The 20,954-nt window shown below is 63.7% G+C and carries 21 protein-coding genes; 16 read left to right on the top strand and 5 right to left on the bottom strand.

The features are described 5' to 3' along the window. Nucleotides 1-32: 32 nt before the first annotated feature. Genes IEX32_RS17920 through IEX32_RS17910 form a run of 3 tightly spaced genes read right to left on the bottom strand, consistent with a single transcriptional unit; the run spans nucleotide 33 to nucleotide 2,456 of the window. On the bottom strand, nucleotides 33-812 hold the full coding sequence (locus IEX32_RS17920) for an SDR family NAD(P)-dependent oxidoreductase (RefSeq protein ID WP_188772916.1): 780 nt from the start codon (nucleotides 810-812) through the stop codon (nucleotides 33-35). A gap of 25 nt (nucleotides 813-837) precedes the next feature. Beyond that, on the bottom strand, nucleotides 838-1,656 hold the full coding sequence (locus IEX32_RS17915; RefSeq protein WP_188772915.1) for an SDR family NAD(P)-dependent oxidoreductase: 819 nt from the start codon (nucleotides 1,654-1,656) through the stop codon (nucleotides 838-840). After that, entirely contained in the window at nucleotides 1,653-2,456 is an 804-nt protein-coding gene (locus tag IEX32_RS17910; protein WP_188772914.1) for an SDR family NAD(P)-dependent oxidoreductase, read from the bottom strand. The genes IEX32_RS17915 and IEX32_RS17910 overlap by 4 nt, the downstream gene beginning before the upstream one ends. 125 nt (nucleotides 2,457-2,581) lie before the next feature. Between IEX32_RS17910 and IEX32_RS17905 the strand changes: the two genes are divergently transcribed. Beyond that, nucleotides 2,582-4,009 (top strand): aromatic ring-hydroxylating oxygenase subunit alpha, encoded by a 1,428-nt coding sequence (locus IEX32_RS17905; RefSeq protein WP_188772913.1) that lies wholly within the window; start codon nucleotides 2,582-2,584, stop codon nucleotides 4,007-4,009. A gap of 4 nt (nucleotides 4,010-4,013) precedes the next feature. Next, nucleotides 4,014-4,787 carry a ThuA domain-containing protein gene (locus IEX32_RS17900; protein WP_188772912.1) on the top strand — a complete coding sequence of 258 codons (774 nt, stop codon included), beginning with the start codon at nucleotides 4,014-4,016 and terminating at the stop codon, nucleotides 4,785-4,787. On the opposite strand, the gene IEX32_RS17895 is transcribed toward IEX32_RS17900, so the two are convergent. Then, nucleotides 4,784-5,893: an acyl-CoA dehydrogenase family protein gene (locus tag IEX32_RS17895; RefSeq protein WP_188772911.1), complete on the bottom strand. Its 1,110-nt coding sequence runs from the start codon at nucleotides 5,891-5,893 to the stop codon at nucleotides 4,784-4,786. The two genes, IEX32_RS17900 and IEX32_RS17895, sit on opposite strands and share 4 nt — an antisense overlap. 147 nt (nucleotides 5,894-6,040) lie before the next feature. On the opposite strand from IEX32_RS17895, the gene IEX32_RS17890 reads away from it, so the two are divergent. Then, a complete protein-coding gene (locus IEX32_RS17890) occupies nucleotides 6,041-6,814 on the top strand; it encodes a helix-turn-helix transcriptional regulator (RefSeq protein ID WP_188772910.1) in 774 nt (257 codons plus the stop codon). Here IEX32_RS17890 and IEX32_RS17885 read toward each other — a convergent pair. After that, nucleotides 6,793-8,451: a GMC family oxidoreductase gene (locus IEX32_RS17885; RefSeq protein ID WP_188772909.1), complete on the bottom strand. Its 1,659-nt coding sequence runs from the start codon at nucleotides 8,449-8,451 to the stop codon at nucleotides 6,793-6,795. The genes IEX32_RS17890 and IEX32_RS17885 overlap by 22 nt on opposite strands. 132 nt (nucleotides 8,452-8,583) lie before the next feature. Here IEX32_RS17885 and IEX32_RS17880 point away from each other — a divergent pair, with 132 nt between their 5' ends. The 13 genes from IEX32_RS17880 to IEX32_RS17820 all read left to right on the top strand — a co-directional run bounded on the left by IEX32_RS17880 (nucleotide 8,584) and on the right by IEX32_RS17820 (nucleotide 20,801). Further along, nucleotides 8,584-8,973, top strand: a complete 390-nt coding sequence (locus IEX32_RS17880; RefSeq protein ID WP_188772908.1) for a Zn-ribbon domain-containing OB-fold protein — start codon at nucleotides 8,584-8,586, stop codon at nucleotides 8,971-8,973. Further along, nucleotides 8,970-10,130, top strand: a complete 1,161-nt coding sequence (locus IEX32_RS17875; protein ID WP_188772907.1) for a thiolase family protein — start codon at nucleotides 8,970-8,972, stop codon at nucleotides 10,128-10,130. The genes IEX32_RS17880 and IEX32_RS17875 overlap by 4 nt, the downstream gene beginning before the upstream one ends. Then, nucleotides 10,131-11,354 (top strand): acyl-CoA dehydrogenase family protein, encoded by a 1,224-nt coding sequence (locus tag IEX32_RS17870; protein WP_188772906.1) that lies wholly within the window; start codon nucleotides 10,131-10,133, stop codon nucleotides 11,352-11,354. Nucleotides 11,355-11,389: 35 nt separating this feature from the next. Further along, entirely contained in the window at nucleotides 11,390-12,379 is a 990-nt protein-coding gene (locus IEX32_RS17865; RefSeq protein WP_188772905.1) for a thiamine pyrophosphate-dependent dehydrogenase E1 component subunit alpha, read from the top strand. Nucleotides 12,380-12,396: 17 nt separating this feature from the next. Further along, on the top strand, nucleotides 12,397-13,410 hold the full coding sequence (locus tag IEX32_RS17860; RefSeq protein WP_188772904.1) for an alpha-ketoacid dehydrogenase subunit beta: 1,014 nt from the start codon (nucleotides 12,397-12,399) through the stop codon (nucleotides 13,408-13,410). A gap of 13 nt (nucleotides 13,411-13,423) precedes the next feature. Continuing rightward, nucleotides 13,424-14,863 (top strand): dihydrolipoamide acetyltransferase family protein, encoded by a 1,440-nt coding sequence (locus IEX32_RS17855; protein WP_188772903.1) that lies wholly within the window; start codon nucleotides 13,424-13,426, stop codon nucleotides 14,861-14,863. A gap of 11 nt (nucleotides 14,864-14,874) precedes the next feature. Then, entirely contained in the window at nucleotides 14,875-15,420 is a 546-nt protein-coding gene (locus IEX32_RS17850; protein ID WP_188772902.1) for a VOC family protein, read from the top strand. A gap of 29 nt (nucleotides 15,421-15,449) precedes the next feature. Further along, nucleotides 15,450-16,631, top strand: a complete 1,182-nt coding sequence (locus IEX32_RS17845) for an acyl-CoA dehydrogenase family protein (protein ID WP_188772923.1) — start codon at nucleotides 15,450-15,452, stop codon at nucleotides 16,629-16,631. Beyond that, entirely contained in the window at nucleotides 16,628-17,695 is a 1,068-nt protein-coding gene (locus IEX32_RS17840; protein WP_188772924.1) for a phosphotransferase, read from the top strand. The genes IEX32_RS17845 and IEX32_RS17840 overlap by 4 nt, the downstream gene beginning before the upstream one ends. 167 nt (nucleotides 17,696-17,862) lie before the next feature. Then, nucleotides 17,863-18,450, top strand: coding sequence for a TetR/AcrR family transcriptional regulator (locus tag IEX32_RS17835; RefSeq protein WP_188772901.1), 588 nt, complete (start codon nucleotides 17,863-17,865; stop codon nucleotides 18,448-18,450). A gap of 121 nt (nucleotides 18,451-18,571) precedes the next feature. Then, nucleotides 18,572-19,207 carry a Dabb family protein gene (locus IEX32_RS17830; protein ID WP_188772900.1) on the top strand — a complete coding sequence of 212 codons (636 nt, stop codon included), beginning with the start codon at nucleotides 18,572-18,574 and terminating at the stop codon, nucleotides 19,205-19,207. A gap of 57 nt (nucleotides 19,208-19,264) precedes the next feature. Next, a complete protein-coding gene (locus IEX32_RS17825) occupies nucleotides 19,265-20,461 on the top strand; it encodes an aromatic ring-hydroxylating oxygenase subunit alpha (RefSeq protein WP_188772899.1) in 1,197 nt (398 codons plus the stop codon). A gap of 37 nt (nucleotides 20,462-20,498) precedes the next feature. Then, the gene (locus IEX32_RS17820; protein ID WP_188772898.1) at nucleotides 20,499-20,801 is read left to right on the top strand and encodes a putative quinol monooxygenase; all 303 of its coding nucleotides are present in this window, start codon (nucleotides 20,499-20,501) and stop codon (nucleotides 20,799-20,801) included. Nucleotides 20,802-20,954 lie beyond the last annotated feature (153 nt).

The following is a 20,954-nucleotide window of genomic DNA, read 5'->3' as shown; positions in this document are numbered from 1 at the left end:
TCTCTCCCGGCGGGCCCCTGGCCCGATTGCACTCAGACCTGGCTGAAACCTCCGTCCATCACGAGTTCGTCGCAGGTCATGAAGCTCGACGCCTCGGAACACAGGAAGACCACGCCGCCGCTCATCTCTTCAGGACGGCCGAGACGACCGATCGGATGGGTGGCATGCATCGCCTCCAGCGAGGCCTGCCGCGAAGGCGAGGCGCCCAGTTCGACGTAGCGATCCATAATCGAGCCAAGCATCGGCGTGTCGATCCCGCCCGGGTGCACCGAGTTCACCCGGATATTGTACTTGAGCGCGGCGAATTCGGCGCCAAGGCACTTGCTGAGCATCATGATGGCCGCCTTGCTGACGCAATAGGCGGAGTTGAAGGCGGCGCCGCGCAGGCCGCCCACGCTTGAGAAGTTGACGACGGACGCGCCGCCCTTGCGGGCCTTGCCGCCTTCCCTGAGCAGGCTGAGCAGGATCTGCGTGCCGATGATCGCGGAATCGACGTTGATCGCGTTGACCTTGTGGAATTCGGACAGCGGGGTTTCCTCGAACCGGGTCACGATCGAGAAGCCGGCGTTGTTCACCAGCGCATCGAGGCGCCCGTAGTTCTCGCGCACGAGCGCTTCGACCGCGCGCCAGTCGGCCTCGCTGGTGACATCGTGCCTGAGGTAGCGGTCGGCGCCTTCGATCTCGGCGCTGTCCTTCAGGTCCGTGGCGATCACTGTCGCGCCGGCGGCTTTCATGGCCTTGACGATCTCGCGGCCGATACCGCCGGCAGCACCGGTGACGACCGCGATAACCTCGGGAAGGGCAATGGTCATTGTCTCGTTTCTCCCGTTGCGCCACTCACTGCGCGGTCCAGCCGCCGTCGACGACAAGCTCCGCGCCGGTCATGTACGAGCTGTCCTCGCTGGCGAGGAAGAATGCGGCGCTGGCCAGTTCTGTCGGATCGGCGAGGCGGCCCATCGGCGTTTTGGCGGAGACCATGTCGACGAGATCCTGCGCTTTTTCGGCGACGCCGCTGTCGACCCAACGCTGGAAGCCCTCCTTGAGCAAAGGAGTGACGACGAAGCCGGGGTGCAGCGAGTTGGCGCGGATCGGCATTTTCTTCTCCGCGAACTCGATGGCGATGCCCTTGGTGAACAGGCGCACGGCGCCTTTGCTCGCGTTGTAGGCCGAAACCTCGCTCATGCCGACCAGCCCCATGATCGAGCTGACGTTGATGATCGAGGCGCCGCCTTTCACATCCTTGCCGCTTTCCGCCATCATCGGCGCGAAGGCGCGGGTGCCCATGAAGACGCCGTCGACGTTGATCGACATGATGCGGCGCCATGCCTCGTCTGTCAGGCTCTCGACCGGGCCGGTAAGGTCGGTACCGGCATTGTTGACCAGAATGTGCAGTATGCCGTGGCGCTCGGCGACCAGATTGCGTGCGCGGTCCCAGTCCTCGGCCTTGGTGACGTTGGCCTGGACGTAGCTGGCCGCCTGGCCGAGCCGCCCCACGGTCTCCTCGGCAAGCGTGCTGCCCGGCGCATCGAGGTCGGTCAGGACGACATCGGCCCCTTCGGCGAGGAACCGCTCGACACAGGCGAGGCCGATGCCGCGCAGGCCGCCGGAAACCAGGGCGACCCTGTCTTTGAGCCGCTGTGAACCGAGATCGGTCATACGCCGTTCATCCCGGCAGTGCTGGCGCCATCCATAGTGAATTCGCTGCCCGAGGAGAACTTCGCCTCGTCCGAGGAAAGCCAGGCGACGAGGCCGGCGATTTCCTCGACCTTGGCCATGCGGCCCATCGGTGAAAGGCTCTCATAGGCGGAGCGGGTCGCGGCCGGGTCCTCGGATTTCTCTATCAGGTTGGAGATTAGCGCCGTCTCGACCACGCCCGGCAGGATCGCGTTGACGCGGATCTGGTACTTGCTGTTGCCGGCATGGACGGCGGCGGCCTTGACCAGCGCGATGACGGCCGCCTTCGAAACAGAGTAGGCGACGAAGTTCCCCATTGCGCGGTGCGCATTCATCGAGGAATTGACGATGATCGAGCCCGTAGGCCCTTGCGGGTTCCTCGCCATGGCGCGCATCGCGTGCTGGACGGTCAGCATGGCGCCGGTCTGGTTGACGCCGATGACGTTGTTCCAGCCCTCGATGGTGATGTCCTCGATGTTGCTGTCGCCGCTTTCGGTGCCGGCATTGGCAAAGGCGATGTCGAGCCTGCCGTGCTTTTCGAGGATCTGCGCCATCAGCGCATTCCAGGCTTCGGCATCGCAGACATCGTGCCTGATGAACTGCGCGCCGGTGGCGGCGCAGACTTTCTCCGCAGCGGCTGCGTTCGAGCCGGTGAAAATCACCTTCGCACCCTCGGCCGCCAGTCGTTCGACTGTCCCCGCACCGATCCCGGACGTGCCGCCGGTGATAAGTGCGACTTTGCCTTCAAGCCGTTTGCCCACGGCAATCTCCCAATTTTCCATTGATACGCAACATGGCCGATCCCGGCCTTCGAGGAACCTATGATTTCGGCAAGGTGACTCGCGCTTTGCACTGGTCCAGACATGCCCCAAACAGAGTACGTCCATTCTTGGGAGAATGCAGGCAAATGGCCGACCGGGACTCCGAAATCGCATTGGGCGAGGACCGCAGCGAGGGAATCAGCTGGGTCGAACTGATGGCCAGGGATTCGCGCAAGCCTCCGCACATCCTGACCGAAGAAAGCTACACCTTTCGCGGGTCGGACCCAATTCCCGCCGATCGCTACACCAGCGAGGAATTCGCCCGGCTCGAGCGCGAACGGATGTGGCCCTACGTCTGGCAGTTCGCGGCGCGTGAGGAAGACCTGCCCGAAGCGGGCGACTATGTCGTGTACGAGAATGTCGGGCGGACCTATCTCGTGGTACGGCAGGACGACGGCTCGATCCGGGCGATGCACAATGTCTGCCTCCATCGTGGCCGCAAGCTGCGTACCGGGGACGGCAGTGCAGAGAAGTTCGTCTGCCCCTTCCACGGATTTGCCTGGAACAAGGACGGCAGTTTCAACTCGATGCCCTGCCAGTGGGACTTCCCGCATCTCATGGAGCGGAACATGGACCTTCCCGGGGCCGAAGTCGGCCGATGGGGCGGCTACGTGTTCATCCGCGACGAGAAGGGCGGCCCGAGCCTCGAGGAATTCCTCGCGCCGCTGCCCGACCACTTCAAGCGCTGGCGGCACGAGGAATGTGCAACTGTCATGCGTGTCGCCAAGGAGGTCCCGGCCAACTGGAAAGTGACCATGGAGGCGTTCATGGAGGCCTGGCACACCATCGTTACTCACCCGCAACTTCTGCCCTTCACCGGCGATTCCAATGCCGCCTACTGGACCTGGGGCGACAATGTGAACGTCAACCTCGTGCCCTTCGGCGTAATGAGTCCGCACATACAAGAAGGGCAGGGTGAGCAGTGGATCGTCGACGAGTTCATCAAGTACAACGGGCGCTCGGCCGACAATTACGAGGAAGGCGCCAGCGACAATCCCATGGCCATCAAGGTGCCTGAAGGCCTGACTGCCCGCGAGGCGCTGGGCGCGGCGATGCGCAACGCCTATACCGAGAGCACCGGCTACGACCACGAGGACGCGACCGACGCCGAGCTGCTCGATGCGCTGGTCTACAATGTCTTTCCGAACTTCGCGCCATGGGGCGGGTTCATGCCGAACGTCGTGTACAGCTGGAAGCCGGGGAGGACACCGGACACTTGTGTCATGGAAGTGCGTGTCCTTGCGCGCATCCCCAAAGGCCAGCCGATCCCGCACGGGACGCCGCTCAGGTTTCTGACACTCGACCAGAAATGGACCGAGGCCGCCGAACTTGGCATCCTGGGCGATGTGTTCGAACAGGACATGGACAACCTGCCCTACGTGCAGCAGGGCCTGCACGCCTCGAAGAATGGCAAGGTCAACCTCGGCAATTACCAGGAGATCCGCATCCGCCAGTTCCAGGACACGATGATGAAGTACATCAACGGTGAACTCGGCGGGTCGAAGGAAGCGTAAGGCCATGAGCGAGACGACCGCCGACGAGGCCCATCCGCCCCGGATTGACTGCGTGCTCATCTGCGGCGGGGTCTGGCACGACATGGACTTCGCCCGCCTCGAACTGCTCAAGCTGCTTGCCGAGGACCCGCGTGTTCGCACCCGCGTGTTTGAGGACTACGAGAAGCTCGACGCCATCCGCGAGGCGGACGTCCTCATCACCTACACCTGCGACGTCACGCCTTCGTTGGCCGCTCAGGAAGTCCTGCGTGACTGGCTTGCCGCAGGCGGCCGCTGGTATGCCTTGCACGGGAGCAACTCGGTGCTGCGCCTGCTCGAAAATGGACTTTGGGATGCGCCGCGATGGGCGCCGCTCATGATGGACCTGCTCGGCACACAGTTCCTCTCGCACCCGCCGATCGCGCCCTACAGGGTGACAGTCGCCGATCCCTCGCACCCGCTGGTCGAGGGCATCGAGCCGTTCGAGACGACCGACGAACTCTATCACATGGAAAAGCACGGCGACCTGCACGTCCTGCTCGAAACCGAGTGCACCGAGGAAGGCACCGGCTTCGTCGAAGCGGCCGATGCGCCCGGCATTCATCCGGTCATGTACATCAAGCGGAACGGCAAGGGCGCAGTGCTCTACAACACGCTCGGGCACTGCCGGGGGCACTACGACCTCCAGCCGATGCTCGACTGGTGGCCGACGGTCGACCGCTGCGCATGGGACCTGCCTGTATTCCATGACCTGCTTCGTCGCGGCATTGCCTGGATCAAGGCGCGCGAGCCGGCCTAATTCAGCAGCCCGGCATAGCGGTCGAGCGAGGCGAGCGGCGGCTCGGGCCAGCGCGAGAGCACGAGCAGCCGCTTGTGACCGCCACCGATGGCCAGTTCGTCGGTTACGCCCATGCCGCCGTGGAACTGGATCATCTCGTGCCCAAGCGTCACCGAGGCATCGGCGATGAAAGCGCGGGCACCCTGGACGTTGCGCGCGAAATCCGCGGTGCCCCAGGAAACGAGCGCCAGGTTGAGCAGTGCCCGGCTCCGTTCGATCACGGCATATTGCGCGACCATGCGGTGCTGGATCGCCTGGAAGGAGCCGAGCGGCGCATCGAACTGGTCGCGCGTGCGCAAGTAGTCGAGAGTTTCTTGGAATATGCGCTCCATTATCCCCAATGCTTCCGCGCTGCGGGCCAGGGCGGCGATCTGCCCGGTCTCCGCCAGCGCATCGAGGCCGCCGTCGAGGCGCGTCGCAGAGACGTTCTCGAACGTGAGTGCTGCTGCCACGCTGCCGTCGGCCATGTGCCACTTGCGCGACGAGAGGCCGCCGGCATCGGCGTCAATGAAGTACAGACCAATGCCTTCAGCCTCGCCGGGATTACCGGACAGCCTCGCCGAGACCACGTAGCCGTCGGCACCGCCGCCAGCGATGCAATAGGGCTTAGAGCCGGAGAGACGGTAGGCCTCGCCAACGGCCCGCGCCTGTGTCTCGATCCAGACGAGACCGTCGCGCGCTCCGGTTTCCGCATGGGCAAGGGCAACGCGCTTCCGCCCGGTGATGAGCGCTTCGAGCCAGGCGTCCCGGAGCGCAGCCGGTGCGGTCAGCGCGAAGAGCCGGCCGGCCATAACGACGTTCTCCGCCAGCGGTTCGACGACGAGACCTCGTCCCAGCGCTTCGAAAATGGTGGCAATGCCAGTTGCATCGAGTCCGAGGCCGCCAACTTCCTCCGGGAAGGGCGCGGCAATCAGCCCAAGCTCGCCGAGCAGATGCCAGTTTTTGCTCGAAAAGCCGTTCGACTCGCCAAGATATATGCGACGGCTATCGTGATCGTAGTGGTCCGCGACGAAGCGCTCGGTCAGCGCCTTGAGCAATTCCTCGTCTTCGCTGAGTTCGAAATTCACTGTCCGCTCCCTGTTTGTCAGGCGGCTGTAACATCAACCAAGCCGGGCGTTGCGCTGCGCAAAAGACTAGGCATGAAGGGCCGTTTCGAGGCCGCGCGGCGATTGTGCAGGTCGTATCGGCGCGGTAAGAAGGGGCGAGGGGAAAACATGAACCTGTTGTCACAAGAGAACATTGATGCGGTGAGGGTGACGTCCCCCGAAGGCATCCGGCCCGCTGCCGAGGCATTGCACAGGATCGCGATGGATTGCGGCATGCGCGCGGCCCCGGCGCATGATATCGCCGACAAGCGCACTCCGGTCGATGCCGAGGGCAACATGCTGGCCACGGCCGTGTTCGGCTGGGGTGACGACGATCGCGGCTGGTGGCGCAATTCGCGCATCGCGCTCGATTCCCCGCTGACGACAGCGTGCCGTTTCGAAAGCCAGCCGTTCTGGGCCAACGCGGAGGGGTTTCGCACCTTCGACCACAATTCCTACCTGGATTCGATCAATATCACGAACTTCGAGCAGCGGGCGATGACGCGCGCCGCGATCGCGGTGCCCGTGCATTTGCCGTTCGGTCAGATCGGTGCGGTAAGCTTCAATCCGCTCGATAAGGACAAGACCGATCTCTCGGAGGAGTTCAGACTCTACTCCGATGCTTTCGGCCTCTATGCGCGGACCTTTATCGCGACCTATGTCCAGATCATGGGCTCGACCCAGGCACTGCCGCCGCAATCGCGTTTGTCGAAGCGCGAAGTCGAATGCTTGCGCTGGGCCGCCATCGGCAAGACCGATCTCGAAATCAGCATGATCATGTCGCGCAGCCGTGCCACCGTCCGCTTTCACCTTCACAATGCCGCGACCAAGCTCAATGCCGTGAACCGCAGCCAGACCGTCTTCAAGGCAGCCCAGCTCGGCTATATCTCGCTACAGAACTGAGACCAAAGGGGCTCAGCCCCTCTGTCATCCAGAATAAGCTTCGCGCCCCGCAGTCCGACAGCCATGGCCGGGGCATTGGTATTGCCGGTGACGTGCCAGGGAATGACCGAACAATCGGCGATGCGCACGCCCTGAACGCCGTTTACGCGCAGGCGCGGGTCGACCACGGCCTCCGGATCGCCTCCCATGCGGCAGGAGCGGATCGCGTGGAGGCCGCAAGTGGAGAGGCGGCGGAAGGCGGCGAGCAGGTCTTCATCGCTCTCCACATGCGGTCCGGGGACCAGTTCCGTGCCGACCATGTCGCCCAGCGGGGATGAGGCCATATAGGCACGCATGACCCTGACCAGCGCGATGGCGGATTCGCGATCATGTCCGGTCGACAAGAAGTTGTGCCGGATTTCCGGCGAATCCGATGGCGACAGTCCGGTCGCGCGAACCGAGCTTTCGCTGGTGAGGCGCAGGAGCTGGCCGTAGATCGTTACGCCCGGCTTCGGGTCGATCTTGTCGAGGGGGACGGGATCGTTGTCGTGACCGACCCGGAAGGTGTAGCCGCCAAGGTAAAGCTGTGCGTCGGTGCGACCGTCGGGGTGAGCCACATTGAGGAAGGCGCCGACCTCGAACGGGCCGGTGGCCATGATCCCGTCGTGGCGCACGAGATAGCGCAGCATCGCCATGGCCGCGCCAATGCCGAAGAAACTTCTGTTGGTGCCGCGCCCCTTCTCGAGCCGATAGGGGATGGAGATCGAGAGATGTTCGATCATCCGCTCGCCCACGTCGGGCGAATGGGCGACGACCGGAATCCCCGCGGCTTTGAGGCGAACAGCATCTCCGATACCTGAACGTTGTAGCAGCAGCGGGCTTTCCATGGCTCCCGTCGAGACGACGATCTCGCCCGAGCACCCGAAGCGGCATGACTGGCCCCTCACTGTCGCCTCGACTGCGACCGCCCGCCTGCCGTTGAAGACTATGCGGTTCGCCATGGCACCTGTGACGACCGTCACGTTGGCGCGCTTTCGGGCGACAGCGAGATAAGTGCGGGCTGCGGATTCGCGCCTGCCCTTGCGGACGTTGTGGCTGAACAGGCCGACGCGCGGGCCGGTGGTGCCATTGAGATCGTCCACACGCTTCAGGCCCAGCGCCTCGCCTGCTTCGATCATGCGGTCGGCGAGGGGATAAGTGTAGCAGGCCGGATCGACATGGACGAGCCCGCCCGAACCGCGCGTCTGTGACGGGCCTGCGGCGTGGTCTTCCAGCTCGAGGAAGGCGGCGGTCATGCTCTCGCCGTTCCAGCCTGTGGCTCCGGCCTCGCTCTCCCAAGCGTCATAGTCGGCCGGTTCGCCCCGGCTCCAAATCATCCCGTTGATCGAGGACGAGCCGCCCAGGCCCTTGCCGCGAATCCAGACTTCGCCGAGCGGGCCGCCTTCCTCGCGCGGCTGGCTGACCGGGTAGGCCCATAAGTGCTCCGGCTTCTGCACGAGTTTGGCTACGCCCTTAGGCAGAGTGACCCAGAAGCTGTCGTTCTCTCCGCCAGCCTCCAGCACCAGCACGCGCGATCGACCGTCGGCGCTGAGCCGCTCGGCCATGACGCACCCGGCGGAGCCGGCCCCGACAATGATGTAATCCCAGGCTTCCTGCATGTCCGTCTCCCGGTCCCATCGGTCGCACGAACTAACTGAAAGGCTACCCTAGCGTTTTGATGAGTCGGAAAGGCGGTACACGAGGGCCTAAACGGTTCATGCACCGGAATCGAATACCGGAATGGGAGCAAGATGCGCGCTATTGCCGAAGGCCTTTTCACGGAAGAAACCCCGCCAAGACTGGTGGGGGGACGCGATCGGGAAACCGGGCGAATCGTTTTTCCGTGTCCTGCGGGTCATGAGGCGGTGCCGCTCGGCCGTGAGGGCAAGCTCTGGTCTTACACGATCCAGCGCTTTCGCCCCAAGACGCCGCCTTATGCGGGACCCGAAGCGTTCAGCCCCTGGGTCGTGGCCTATGTCGAGCTACCGGGCGAAACGATCGTCGAGGCGCGGCTGGTGGACGTTGCATTCGAGGATGTGGCAATCGGCATGTCGCTGCGGCTCGTCCAGGCCCCGCTCGACCCGGATGCAGCCGATCCGGTTCTGATTCCCGCCTTTGCGCCGGCAGGACACGCGGTATGAGCGACGTGTGCATTGTCGGCATTGGCATCCACAAGTTCGGCCGCACCGATGGTGTCTCGGGCCTGGACCAGGGCGTCTACGCTGTCCGGCAGGCGCTGGCCGACGCAAGTATCGACTGGCCGCAGATTCAGTTCGTCTACGGGAGTTCGGATGCGGCCGGGAACCCCGATACCATGGTCGACCGCCTTGGCCTGACCGGGGTCCAGTTCATCAATGTCCGCAACGGCTGCGCTGCGGGCGGCTCGGCGCTGTTCTCCGCGCAGATGGCGATCAAGTCTGGCGAGTTCGAACTGGGCCTTGCGGTCGGCTTCGACAAGCATCCGCGCGGCGCGTTCAATGCGCTGCCGGGCGAATACAACCTGCCGGACTGGTACGGCGAGATGGGCAATATGGTCACGACGCAGTTCTTCGCGGCCAAGATCATGCGCTACATGCATATGTTCGGCATCTCCCCGCTGGCACTGGGCCGGGTCGCCGAAAAAGCATTTCGCAATGGCGTCCATGCGCCGCACGCCTGGCGTCGCCATCCGGTCTCGCTCGCTGACATCCTGGACGCGCCGCTGGTGAGCGATCCCTACACCAAATACATGTTCTGCTCGCCGGCAGAGGGCGGTGTGGCGCTGATCCTCGCCAGTGAGAAGAAGGCGCGTGAACTGGGCAAGCCTCTGATTCGTCTCAAGGCCGCGACCATGCGTACGCGTCCGGCACATTCGTTCGAGGTCTTCGCGCCTTCGCTCGACGTGGTCGAAGACGACAGCAAGCCGCGCGGCACCGCCTCGCGAATTGCCTCGGCCGATGCCTTCCGCCTTGCCGGGATCGGTCCGCGGGACATCTCCGTGGCGCAGCTTCAGGACACTGAAGCCGGGGCGGAGATCATGCACATGGCCGAGAACGGCTTCTGCGCCGACGGCGAGCAGGAGCAATGGCTGTCCGAAGGACGCACCGAGATCGGTGGCGCCCTGCCGGTCAACACCGACGGCGGCTGCCTTGCTTGCGGCGAGCCGATCGGCGCCTCCGGTCTCAGGCAGGTTTATGAAAACGTCGTGCAGCTCCGGGGGGATGGGGGCGGCCGTCAGGTTCCGGGGAATCCCAGGACGGCCTACAGTCACGTCTATGGCGCTCCCGGTGTCTCGGCCGTGACGATTCTGGAACGCTGAATGGATATCGATCTTTCACCCGAAGACGCCGCATTCCGCGAAGAGGTCCGCGCCTTCCTGCGCGACAACCTTCCCGACGCCGTCAAGGCCGGTGCGGCGGCGACGCCTTCGGTTTTCGTCGAGCCCGAGATCGGGCAGGTCTGGAATGCAGTTCTGAACGAGAGGGGCTGGCTGGGCTACCAGTGGCCCAAGGAATACGGCGGCACCGGCTGGACGCCGCTCCAGCGCTACCTGTTCGAGAAGGAATGCGCGCTTGCCGGCGCGCCGAACCTGACCGTGCTTGGCCTCAAGCTGCTGGCCCCTGTGATCTGGACTTTCGGCAACGAGGCACAGAAAGCATTCTACCTGCCGCGCATCCTCTCCGGCGAAGACTACTGGTGCCAGGGTTTCTCCGAGCCGGGTGCCGGTTCCGACCTTGCCGGCCTGAAGACCCGCGCTGTGCGCGCCAAAGCTGATGATGGGGGTGACAACTACGTCGTCAACGGTTCCAAAATCTGGACCACCCATGCGCACCACGCGAACCGCATGTTCACGCTCGTGCGTACGAACCCCGATGTGAAGAAGCAGGCGGGAATTTCCTTCCTGCTGATCGACCTCGATACGCCGGGAGTCTCGGTGCGGCCGATCCTGACCGTGGCGGGTGACCACGAAGTCAATCAGGTCTTCCTCGAGAACGTCGTCGTTCCGGCTGCGAATCTCGTCGGCGAGGAAGGACAGGGCTGGACCATTGCCAAGTTCCTGCTTGAAAACGAGCGCGGCGGTTCTTGCCATGCACCCAAGCTCGGCTACGATCTCGATCAGGTCGAAAGGGCCGCGCGGGAAGAGGGCGACGGCCGGGGGGGCAAGCTTGCGGATCAGGTTGAATGGCGTCGCCGCGTGGCCCGCGCGCGCCTCGGCGTCGAAGCGCTTGAGATGATCGAACTGAAGATCATGTCGGAGATCGCCAAGGGGAGGAAGCCCGGCCCGCAGACCTCGCTCACCAAGCTGCTCGCTTCGAACCTGCGGCAGGAGATCGACCTGCTCGCGGTCGATCTCTACGGTCCTGCCGGCCTCCAGCTCGACATGACCCGCCCGCTCTATGGAGAGACCGCGCCCGAGCCGATCCATTCGAATGGCGCGCAACTCGCCGCCCCGCGCTATCTCAACAGCCGCGCCTGGACCATCTTCGGCGGCACCAACGAAGTGCAGAGCACGATCATTGCCAAGTCGGTGCTGGGCCTGTGATGCCTCGCGCGCCGCGAAAAGGAGAGGATGCCCACATGCAGCTCAACCGCGAGGCGCTGACCCGTGCCTATCGGCAGATGAAGCTGATCCGCGAATTCGAGGAGCGCCTCCACGAGGAGATCCAGTCTGGCGAGATCGCCGGCTTCACGCACCTCTATTGCGGTCAGGAAGCGGTTGCCGTGGGTGTCTGCGAGCATCTGAGCGTGGTCGACAAGATCGTTTCAACCCATCGCGGTCACGGGCACTGCCTTGCCAAGGGCTGCGAGGTGGACGGCATGATGAAAGAAATCTGGGGCAGCCAGGAAGGCCTGTGCAACGGCAAGGGCGGCTCGATGCACATTGCCGACATCGACAAGGGCATGCTCGGTGCCAACGGCATCGTCGGCGGCGGCGCGCCGATCGCGGTGGGCGCGGCGCTTTCCAGCAAGATCGACGGCCCGGATGCGAACGGCCGGCTTGCCGTGTCGATCGCCTTCTCGGGCGACGGTGCCTGCAACCAAGGCACGACGTTCGAGGCGATGAACCTCGCCGCCGTCACGAGGGCACCGGCGATCTTCGTCTTCGAGAACAACCACTATTCCGAGCACACCGGTGATGCCTATGCGGTCGGCACCAGCAGGGACATCGCCAGCCGTGCCGAAGCTTTCGGTATGAAAGTCTGGCGCGCTGACGGAACGGACTTTTTCGCGGTGCATGACTGCATGCGCGAAATGCTCGAATATGTGCGCACGCCCGGCAATGGCCCGGCTGCCGTCGAGTTCGACACCGAACGTTTCTTCGGCCATTTCGAAGGCGACCCGCAGCGCTATCGGGGGGAGGGCGAAATTGACCGCATCCGCGAGACCCGCGACTGCATCCGGAAGTTTCGCGACAGCGTGACCGGCGCCAAACTGCTCACCGACGCAGATCTCGACAGGCTCGACGCTGAAGCGCTCGACGCCATTGAGAACGCGGTCCAGGCATCGCGCAGCGCCGCCCGTCCGAAGGCCGAGAACGTCCTCGACAATGTCTACATCAGCTACTGAACGGCGGGAGCGCAGGCATGGCAAAATTGATGTATCGCGACGCCATTCGCAACACGATCTTCCAGGAGATGCAGCGCGACCAGCGTGTCGTCGTCCTCGGCGAGGACGTCGTCGGCGGCATGGGAACGGCCGGCGGTCCCGAGGCGATCGGCGGCATCTGGTCGACCTCGACCGGCTTCTATGAAGCCTTTGGGCCCGACCGGGTGATCGACACGCCCATCTCGGAAAGCGCGATCATGGGCGCCGCGGGCGGTCTTGCCCTGGCCGGCAAGCGTCCCGTGGCGGAGATCATGTTCGCTGATTTCATCGGCGTGTCCATGGACCAGCTCTGGAACCAGATCGCCAAGTTCCGCTACATGTTCGGCGGAAAGTCGGTCTGCCCGGTGGTGATCCGCATGCCTTGCGGCGCAGGTTACAACGCCGCCGCCCAGCATAGCCAGATGATCCACCAGTTCGTCACCAACATGCCCGGTCTCAAGGTGGTCATGCCGGTGACTCCCGCCGATGCCTGCGGTCTGCTGCGCCAGGCGATCCGCGACGATGATCCGGTGGTCTTCCTCGAACACAAGTTCCTCTACTCCATGACGGGTGAGGTGCCCGACGATCCGGATTTCCTGGTGCGCTTCGGCCATGCGCGCCTCGCCCGTGCCGGCGAGGACGTAACCATCGTCGCCACCGGCATGATGGTAGGCTATGCCGAGACCGCAGCCGACGATCTTGCGCAGGACGGCATCGGCTGCGACGTCATCGACTTGCGCACGACTTCGCCGCTCGATGAGGAGGCCATTTTCGATTCCGTCGAAGTGACGGGCCGTCTCGTCGTCGTCGACGAGGCTCCGCCGCGCTGCTCGCTGGCGACCGACATTTCCGCGCTCGTGGCGCAGAAGGCCTTCGCCAGCCTCAAGGCCCCGATCGAGATGGTGACCGCGCCGCATACGCCGGTGCCGTTCGCCCGCGAACTGGAAAGCGCCTATCTGCCCAGCCCCGCGAAGATTGCCGCGGCCGCGCGCAAGACGCTGGAATACCGGTGAAGGGGGCAGGACCATGAGCCGTATCCGCGCCTTCACGATGCCCAAGTGGGGCATCGAGATGACCGAGGGCACCATCGCCGAATGGATGGTCAAAGAAGGCGAAAGCTTCAGGCGCGGCCAGACGCTGTGCCTGATCGAGACCGCCAAGATCACCAACGAGGTCGATGCCGAATATGACGCAACCGTACGCCGGATCGTCGTTGGCAGCGGCAGCGAGGCGGAGCCCGTTGGCGCACTGCTCGCGGTCTTCGATGACGGCAGCCATTCCGACGCCGAGATTGATGCCTTCATCGCCGGCTTCAGGCCCGCCGACGGCGGCGTCGCCCAAGGCGCTTCGAGGGCCAAGGCCGCCGCGCCCGAACCTGCTACCGCAGCCCCGGCGGCTGCGCACGGGAAAGAGCGCGTCAGGATCGAAACCAATCGTCCGATCAGCCCCGTGGCGCTGCGCCTCGCGGAAGAGGAAGGCTTTGACATCTCCGGGATCGTGGGATCGGGCCGGGGCGGCCGGATCACGCATCAGGACGTGGTGATGGCCCTGCGCGGCCCTGCCTCGCCGGCGCTCAGAGGGTTGGTCGCGGTCATCGAGGACGATCCCAAGGTCATTGCCTCGCCGCTCGCCCGCCGCATTGCTGCGCTGCAGGGAATTTCGCTGGCCGGTGTGACCGGTACGGGTGCTCGCGGTCGCATCTCCAAGGCGGACGTGCTCGCACTCGCCGCGAAGCCTTCGACCGCAGGCGGTAGTGCCGCGCCCGAGTTCGTGGCAGGCGAGAACCGGCCCGAAGTCGTGCCCTTCGACCGCATCCGCAAGATCGTCGCCGGGCGCCTCACGGCCGCCAAACAGGAGATACCGCACTTCTACCTACGCATGTCGGCCCGTGCCGACAAGCTCATGGAATTGCGCAAGGCGGCCAATCTCGTTCTGGGTTGCAAGGCTTCGGTCAACGACTGGATCGTCAAGGCTTCGGCCATGGCACTGGCAAAACATCGGGACGTCAACGTGCAGGTTCATGGGACGGAGATCTATCGCTTCCCGCATGCCGACGTCTCGATGGCGGTGGCGAGTCCCAAGGGTCTCGTTACCCCGGTTGTACGCCAGGCCAACCTGATGCGCATCGACCAGCTCGCGGCCGAGACCCGCCGGTTGATCGACAAGGCGCAGGCCGGCCGTCTCGGCATGGAGGATATGGAGGGTGGCACGTTCTCGGTCTCCAACCTCGGCATGTTCGGCATCGAGAACTTCGATGCGATCATCAACCCGCCGCAGGGCGCGATCCTCGCCGTGGGTGCCGCATCGCGCCAGCCGGTCGAGGCCGCTTCCGGAGGGTGGGCCTCCGAGACCCGCATCTGCTTCACCCTCTCGGTCGATCACCGCGCCATCGACGGCGCGGCGGGCGCTCAGTTCCTGCAGACGCTCAAGACCCTTATCGAGGAGCCGGAAGGCATCTTCGCCTGAAAGGACGCATTATGACCAATCCCGCAACTCCGGGGCCGCTGAAGAAGCTGGGGGACGTCATCCAGCTCGCCTATTTCCCAACCGATTTCGATGCGGCGATGACCTATTGGATCGAGACGCTCGGCGTCGGCCCGTTCTTCGTGCTCAACGACGTCCGCCTCGGCGAGATGAAGTACAAGGGCCAACCGACTGATGCGGTCTTCTCGATGGCAATCGGCTATTGGGGCGACATCCAGATCGAACTCATCAAGACCGACAGCGATGCGCCTTCGCTGTATGCCGGCGAATATGCGGTGCGCGACAGGCTGCACCACGTCTGTGTCTTCGTTGAAGACATCACCGAGGCCCGCAAGGCCTGCGCCGAGGCCGGGGCCGAAGTGATCGTTGAAGGCAAGGTCGGCGATGATGGCGAAGTGATCTACGTCGATCCCGGCCAGGGTCCGGGGTTCGTGATCGAATACCTGCAACCGATGGCCGGTTCCGAGGGGCTGTTCCAGATGATGAAGGACGCCGCGCGCGACTGGGACGGCAGCGATCCGGTCCGGGTGCTGCAGTAGTGACCGGGACCTCGCAATATGCGCTCGATATGGCGGCGAAGGTCGAAGCTTTCGTGCGCGATATCGTGGTTCCCTACGAGAAGGACCTGCGGCGCGACCATCACGGCGCGCCGACCGACGAACTCGTGATGGAAATGCGCGACAAGGCGCGCGCCGCCGGTGTGCTCACGCCGCATATAAAGGCCGACGGTTCGCACCTCACCCAGCGCGAGACGGCCGTGGTTCTGATCAGGTCGGGCCTTTCGCCGCTCGGCCCGCTCGCCTGCAACACCATGGCGCCCGATGAGGGCAACATGTACCTGATCGGTCATGTCGGCTCACCCGAACTCAAGGAGCGGTTCCTCCAGCCGCTGATCGAGGGCAAGGGCCGATCGGCCTTCTTCATGACCGAACCTGCCAATTGGGGCGGCGCCGGGTCCGATCCCTCGATGATGAAGACAACCTGCCGCAAGGATGGCGATCATTGGGTCGTCAACGGCCGCAAGACTTTCATCACCGGCGCGAAGGGGGCGATGATGGGCATCGTCATGGCCGCTTCCGAGGAGGAACAGAGCAGGGGCGGAGCCTGCATGTTCCTGGTCGACCTGCCCGATCCGGCGATCGTGATCGACGAGGTGCCCAATACCATCGATACTTCGATGCCCGGCGGCCACGCGACGTTGACCATCAGGGACCTGCGCATTCCCGCCGGCCAGATGCTGGGCGCGCCCGGCGAGGGCTTCAGGTACGCGCAGATCCGGCTCTCCCCCGCCCGCCTGTCGCACTGCATGCGCTGGCTGGGCGCCTGCATCCGCGCGCAGGAGATCGCCACCGACTATGGGTGCCGCCGCGAGGCCTTCGGCAAGACGCTGATCGACCACGAGGGCGTGGGCTTCATGCTCGCGGAGAACGCGATCCTCATCAAACAGTGCGAACTGATGATAGACTGGTGCGCCTCGGTGCTGGATACCGGTTCGCTCGGAACCGCCGAAAGTTCGATAGCCAAGGTTTCCGTGTCCGAGGCATTGATGAAGATCGCCGACAACTGCATCCAGGTGATGGGCGGCACCGGTGTGACCGACCGCACCATTGTCGAGCAGGTCTTCCGCGAAGTGCGCGCATTCCGCATCTACGACGGCCCGACGGAAGTCCACAAATGGTCGCTCGCCAGGAAGATCAAGCGCGAGTGGAAGCAGTCCCGGGAGGCGCTGAAGGCAGCCGCGAGCGCATGACCGGCTTCGTCGAGGCCAATACCGGGACGACCGCGGTTCGCGAGGGCTATGCCTTCGATGAGGGCGCCTTGTCTGCCTGGCTCAAGGCCCATGTCGAGGGCTACGAGGGGCCGCTCGCAGTCGAGCAGTTCAAGGGCGGCCAGTCCAATCCGACCTACAAGCTGCTCACGCCCTCGCGCGCTTACGTGCTGCGCCGCAAGCCGCCGGGGCAGATTCTGAAAGGGGCGCATGCCGTGGAGCGCGAGGCGAAGGCTCTCTCCGCGCTTTACGCGGCGGGTTTTCCGGTCGCCAGGGTGCATGGCCTGTGTACCGATGAAACCGTGATTGGCACCTGGTTCTACGTCATGGAAATGGTCGAGGGTCGCATTTTCTGGGATGCGGCCGTGCCCGGCGTCTCGCAGGAGGCGCGCGCCGCGATCTACGATGCCATGAACGCCACCATCGCGCAGCTCCATTCCTACGATCCGGAGGCGATCGGGCTGGGCGACTATGGCAAGCCCGGCAATTACTTTGCCCGCCAGGTCGGCCGCTGGTCGAAACAGTACCGCGAGGACAAGGAGGCGGGCCGCAATCCTGACATGGACGCGGTAATCGAATGGCTCGAGGCGAACATGCCCGAGGACGACGGCGCATCGAGCGTCATCCACGGCGACTTCCGCATCGACAACATAATCTTCGCACCCGACGAGCCGCGCGTTCTGGCCGTGCTCGACTGGGAACTTTCGACGCTGGGCCACCCTTTGGCGGACTTCGCCTATCACGCGATGATGTACCGCATGCCACCTCATATCGTTGCCGGGCTGCGCGGTGTCGAAATCGAAACGCTCGGTATCCCGAGTGAAGCGGCCTACGTTGCGTCCTACTGCCGCCGCACTGGCCGCGAAGCCATGCCGGCCTACCAGTACTGCACAGCCTTCAATTTCTTTCGCCTCGCCGCGATCTTCCACGGCATCAAGGGCCGGGTGATCCGCGGCACCGCTTCGAATGCGCAGGCCAGGGAACGGGCCGGGGCTTTTCCCGAGCTGGCCCGCCTTGCTATGGAAGCGACCTGCTCCGGACGATGACACCCGGGTCGGGGTATCGGACAGCGGGCCCGATCCGATTGCTTTGGCTACCCGCGAAGGATAGCGCGGACCGGCAATGCAGGCGGCAAGCTGCTCGCAGATGACCGACCTGTCGTCGCTCACAGAAGATTGAATGCGTTCGGGCTCTTGAAAGAAGTGAGGCAGGCATGCCGATCGTAGTAGACAAGAAAGAACGCCGTGCGCAGGTCGTTGCGATAGCGTTCGACCTGGTGGCCGACGAGGGCATCGAAGCCCTGACGTTTCGCGAAATAGCAGCCGCCAATGGCTGCAGCACGTCAATTGTTTCCCACTACTTTCGCAATAAGAACGAACTGCTCTTCAAGATCTATCAGGTCGCTAACGAACGGGCACGCGACCGGCTGGTGGCGGCGCACGAGAGGAGGCTGCCTTTGCTCAGGTGCTTCGACGCTATTCTGCCCGTTGACGAACCGTCCCGACGAAACTGGCGCGTCTGGTTAGCGTTCTGGTCACGCGCCCACCTCGAACCCGATTATCTCGAGGAACGCCGGCGTGCGGCAGAGGACAGCCTTGCCCTTTATCGCTCCATGCTCGCTGCCAGCCTCGGTACGGATGCCGGCACCCCAGCCATGGAAGTGGCTGCCCGCCGTCTCCTCGCGACGGTTGCCGGGATCGGTCTCGAAGCCTGCTTCGCCCCCGATGACTGGACCGAGGAACGGATGCATGCCGTCCTGGCGGGAGAGCTTTCCGACCTTGGTGTAGGCTCGAAATCCTGACCTCCTATTTCTTGTGACAGGCGTCATATAAAAATAGCGTGCTAGTCTCTCCCGGAAATGTGCGGCGGCACTTGCCGATTCCCGGCCGGAACGCAAACCGTACGAGACATGGGAGAATGCGATGATCCGTCACGTCGTGATGCTTAAGTTCAAGAAGGACGCAGATCCCAAGAAAATCGACACCTTCATCGAAGAAGTGAAGAAGTTGTCCCACCTCAATCGCGAGGTACGCGACTACAATCACGGCATGTGCGTGAAGACGCGCTTTCACTCGGGCGATTTTGATTTCGCAAATTGCTGCGACATCGACAGCTATGAAGCAATGGAACGCTACATGTCGCACTGGGCCCATCTGCGCATGACGCCCTTCCTCCCCGACATTCTCGAAAACATGCTCTCGTTCGACTGGGAGATCGATTACCACGGCCCCGAATTCGACGAAAAGCTGGCCGCCCACGAAGCCGAAAAGGAAAAGGCCCGCGTCCTGAAATTCCATAACGAGCCGGCCAAGGCCTATGTCCCCGAAGTTCGCGGTCAGACCCGCGAGCGCGCCCAGGAAATGTGCGAAGCGGCTGGTTTGAAGCTGTCCGGTGACGAAGAAGAAATCATCGGTTCGGTCTGGGCTCCCGGCCGCATCATGTTCCAGGCCCCCGATCCCGGCACCGTGGTCGACAAGGGCACCGCAATCAGCATCGGCATCACTGGCGACTGGCTGACCGGTCCCGCCGTCCCGCAGGGTGACGCCCCCGCCTGGTAACACGAGAGTCCCCAAGGCCCCGCAGCGACGGGGCCTTGTCCATACCGGGAGAGCACGATGACAGCGATGCGCGAGGCTTATGGCGATGCGGCGGAACGCCTGCTGCACTTCGTCGAGACCAGAACCACAGACCAGACCGGCTCGATCATGCACGTACCGATCGCCGATTATCTTGATGCACAGCGTTGGCAGGAGGAGATCGACCTGATCTTCAAACGGCTGCCGCTGATGCTGGCCTTCACCATCGAACTGCCCGAACCCGGCGACTTCAAGGCCATGGCACCGATGAACCTGCCGGTCCTCATCACGCGCGGACAGGACGGGCACGCCCGTGCCTTCCTCAATGTTTGCAAGCACCGCGCAATGAAGCTGGTCGACGAGCAGGAAAATGGCGGCAAGGGCAATTGCCGGGCCTTTTCCTGCCCCTACCACGGCTGGACTTATGCCACTGACGGGCGGCTCTTGGGCATTGCCGAAGCGAGCATCTTCGGCGAGGTCGACAAGAGCACGCTCGGGCTGACCGAACTGCCTTGCCAGGAGGTGGCCGGCATGATCTTCGTCATCCTCATGCCGGGCCTGCCCATCGACATGCCGGCTTTTCTCGGGGGGATGCTTGAAGATTTCGAAGCACTGAAACTGAAGAGCTGGTACTTCCACAAGTCCCGCGAGTTGCGCGGGGCGAACTGGAAGGTCGCCTACGACGGTTATCTGGAAGGGTATCATTTCCAGGCCGCGCATCCCGAAACGGTGACACCGCGAACACCGTCCAACCGCGCGTTCTACGAAGCGTTCGGCCCGCATATCCGTCTCGGCTATCCGCAGCATGACATCGTCGCGCTGAAGGGGCTCCCGCGCGATCAGTGGGGCGATCGCGAGAACCTGAACTACGATTTCATCCGCATGTTGTTCCCCAACTTCGCAATGTTTCTGGCACCTGAGGTATGTCAGGTCGCGCAGCTCTTCCCGGCGGATGCACCGGATCGCAATGTCACGGTGATGAACTACATCTTCCCAAAGGCGCCCGAATCCGTCGAGGAGTTGAAGGCGCTCGACGAGATGAGCGACTTCTTCTTCGATGTCGTCGAGAAGGAGGACTACCTTATGGGGCTGCGCGTGCAGCAGGGCCTGGAGGCGCGCGCGACCGATCACGTCACCTTCGGCCGCAACGAACTGGGCAACCAGTACTTTCACCGCTGGATCGAGCACTACCTGTCGCAAGGGACAGTTCCCGAGCCCAACCTGCGCGGCGAATGATCGCGTTTCAGGCCATAACCGAGAGGACAGTGAGGCAATGATCATCCTTGCCGGACATCTGAAGACCAGTCCCGACTTTGTGTTCGACCTCGCGAACACGCTCCGCGCGCTCGTCGAACCAACGCTGAAAGAAAACGGCTGCCTGAACTATCACTTCGCGATCGACAGCGAAGAGGAAGGCACCGTGCTCGTCTATGAACGCTGGCGCGACCAGGATTCGCTTTCCATGCACCTTTCGCAACCTTCCGTCACGGGCGTCCTCGGCGCCTGGGGCGACAGGATCGATACGTCCGGGGTGCGCAAGTTCGACGCATCCAACGAACGCGGCTTCATGGACTGAACCGGCAGCCCCCTATGGCAGTCAGGACTGGGAGAGATGAATAGCCCCTAGATGGGGTAACGGGCTGCCTCACCAGCCAGATTGATGGGCTGGTGGTCATCCCTCACACTGATGGTGTCACGGAGTCAGGATGGACCTGCTCCAAGCATCGGG

The organism is Novosphingobium endophyticum (assembly GCF_014640675.1).
Taxonomy (GTDB): Bacteria; Pseudomonadota; Alphaproteobacteria; order Sphingomonadales; family Sphingomonadaceae; genus Novosphingobium; species Novosphingobium endophyticum.
Note: the sequence above shows the minus strand (reverse complement) of the source record. Positions and strands in the feature narration are given on the sequence as shown.

Coding starts and splice junctions, on each gene's coding strand:
- IEX32_RS17910 (WP_188772914.1), bottom strand. CDS start 2,456: ATGGAAAATTGGGAGATTGCCGTGGGCAAACGGCTTGAAGGCAAAGTC.
- IEX32_RS17860 (WP_188772904.1), top strand. CDS start 12,397: ATGGCAAAATTGATGTATCGCGACGCCATTCGCAACACGATCTTCCAG.
- IEX32_RS17850 (WP_188772902.1), top strand. CDS start 14,875: ATGACCAATCCCGCAACTCCGGGGCCGCTGAAGAAGCTGGGGGACGTC.
- IEX32_RS17825 (WP_188772899.1), top strand. CDS start 19,265: ATGACAGCGATGCGCGAGGCTTATGGCGATGCGGCGGAACGCCTGCTG.
- IEX32_RS17870 (WP_188772906.1), top strand. CDS start 10,131: ATGGATATCGATCTTTCACCCGAAGACGCCGCATTCCGCGAAGAGGTC.
- IEX32_RS17920 (WP_188772916.1), bottom strand. CDS start 812: ATGACCATTGCCCTTCCCGAGGTTATCGCGGTCGTCACCGGTGCTGCC.
- IEX32_RS17905 (WP_188772913.1), top strand. CDS start 2,582: ATGGCCGACCGGGACTCCGAAATCGCATTGGGCGAGGACCGCAGCGAG.
- IEX32_RS17855 (WP_188772903.1), top strand. CDS start 13,424: ATGAGCCGTATCCGCGCCTTCACGATGCCCAAGTGGGGCATCGAGATG.
- IEX32_RS17915 (WP_188772915.1), bottom strand. CDS start 1,656: ATGACCGATCTCGGTTCACAGCGGCTCAAAGACAGGGTCGCCCTGGTT.
- IEX32_RS17840 (WP_188772924.1), top strand. CDS start 16,628: ATGACCGGCTTCGTCGAGGCCAATACCGGGACGACCGCGGTTCGCGAG.
- IEX32_RS17890 (WP_188772910.1), top strand. CDS start 6,041: ATGAACCTGTTGTCACAAGAGAACATTGATGCGGTGAGGGTGACGTCC.
- IEX32_RS17865 (WP_188772905.1), top strand. CDS start 11,390: ATGCAGCTCAACCGCGAGGCGCTGACCCGTGCCTATCGGCAGATGAAG.
- IEX32_RS17900 (WP_188772912.1), top strand. CDS start 4,014: ATGAGCGAGACGACCGCCGACGAGGCCCATCCGCCCCGGATTGACTGC.
- IEX32_RS17885 (WP_188772909.1), bottom strand. CDS start 8,451: ATGCAGGAAGCCTGGGATTACATCATTGTCGGGGCCGGCTCCGCCGGG.
- IEX32_RS17875 (WP_188772907.1), top strand. CDS start 8,970: ATGAGCGACGTGTGCATTGTCGGCATTGGCATCCACAAGTTCGGCCGC.
- IEX32_RS17880 (WP_188772908.1), top strand. CDS start 8,584: ATGCGCGCTATTGCCGAAGGCCTTTTCACGGAAGAAACCCCGCCAAGA.
- IEX32_RS17830 (WP_188772900.1), top strand. CDS start 18,572: ATGATCCGTCACGTCGTGATGCTTAAGTTCAAGAAGGACGCAGATCCC.
- IEX32_RS17845 (WP_188772923.1), top strand. CDS start 15,450: ATGGCGGCGAAGGTCGAAGCTTTCGTGCGCGATATCGTGGTTCCCTAC.
- IEX32_RS17835 (WP_188772901.1), top strand. CDS start 17,863: ATGCCGATCGTAGTAGACAAGAAAGAACGCCGTGCGCAGGTCGTTGCG.
- IEX32_RS17820 (WP_188772898.1), top strand. CDS start 20,499: ATGATCATCCTTGCCGGACATCTGAAGACCAGTCCCGACTTTGTGTTC.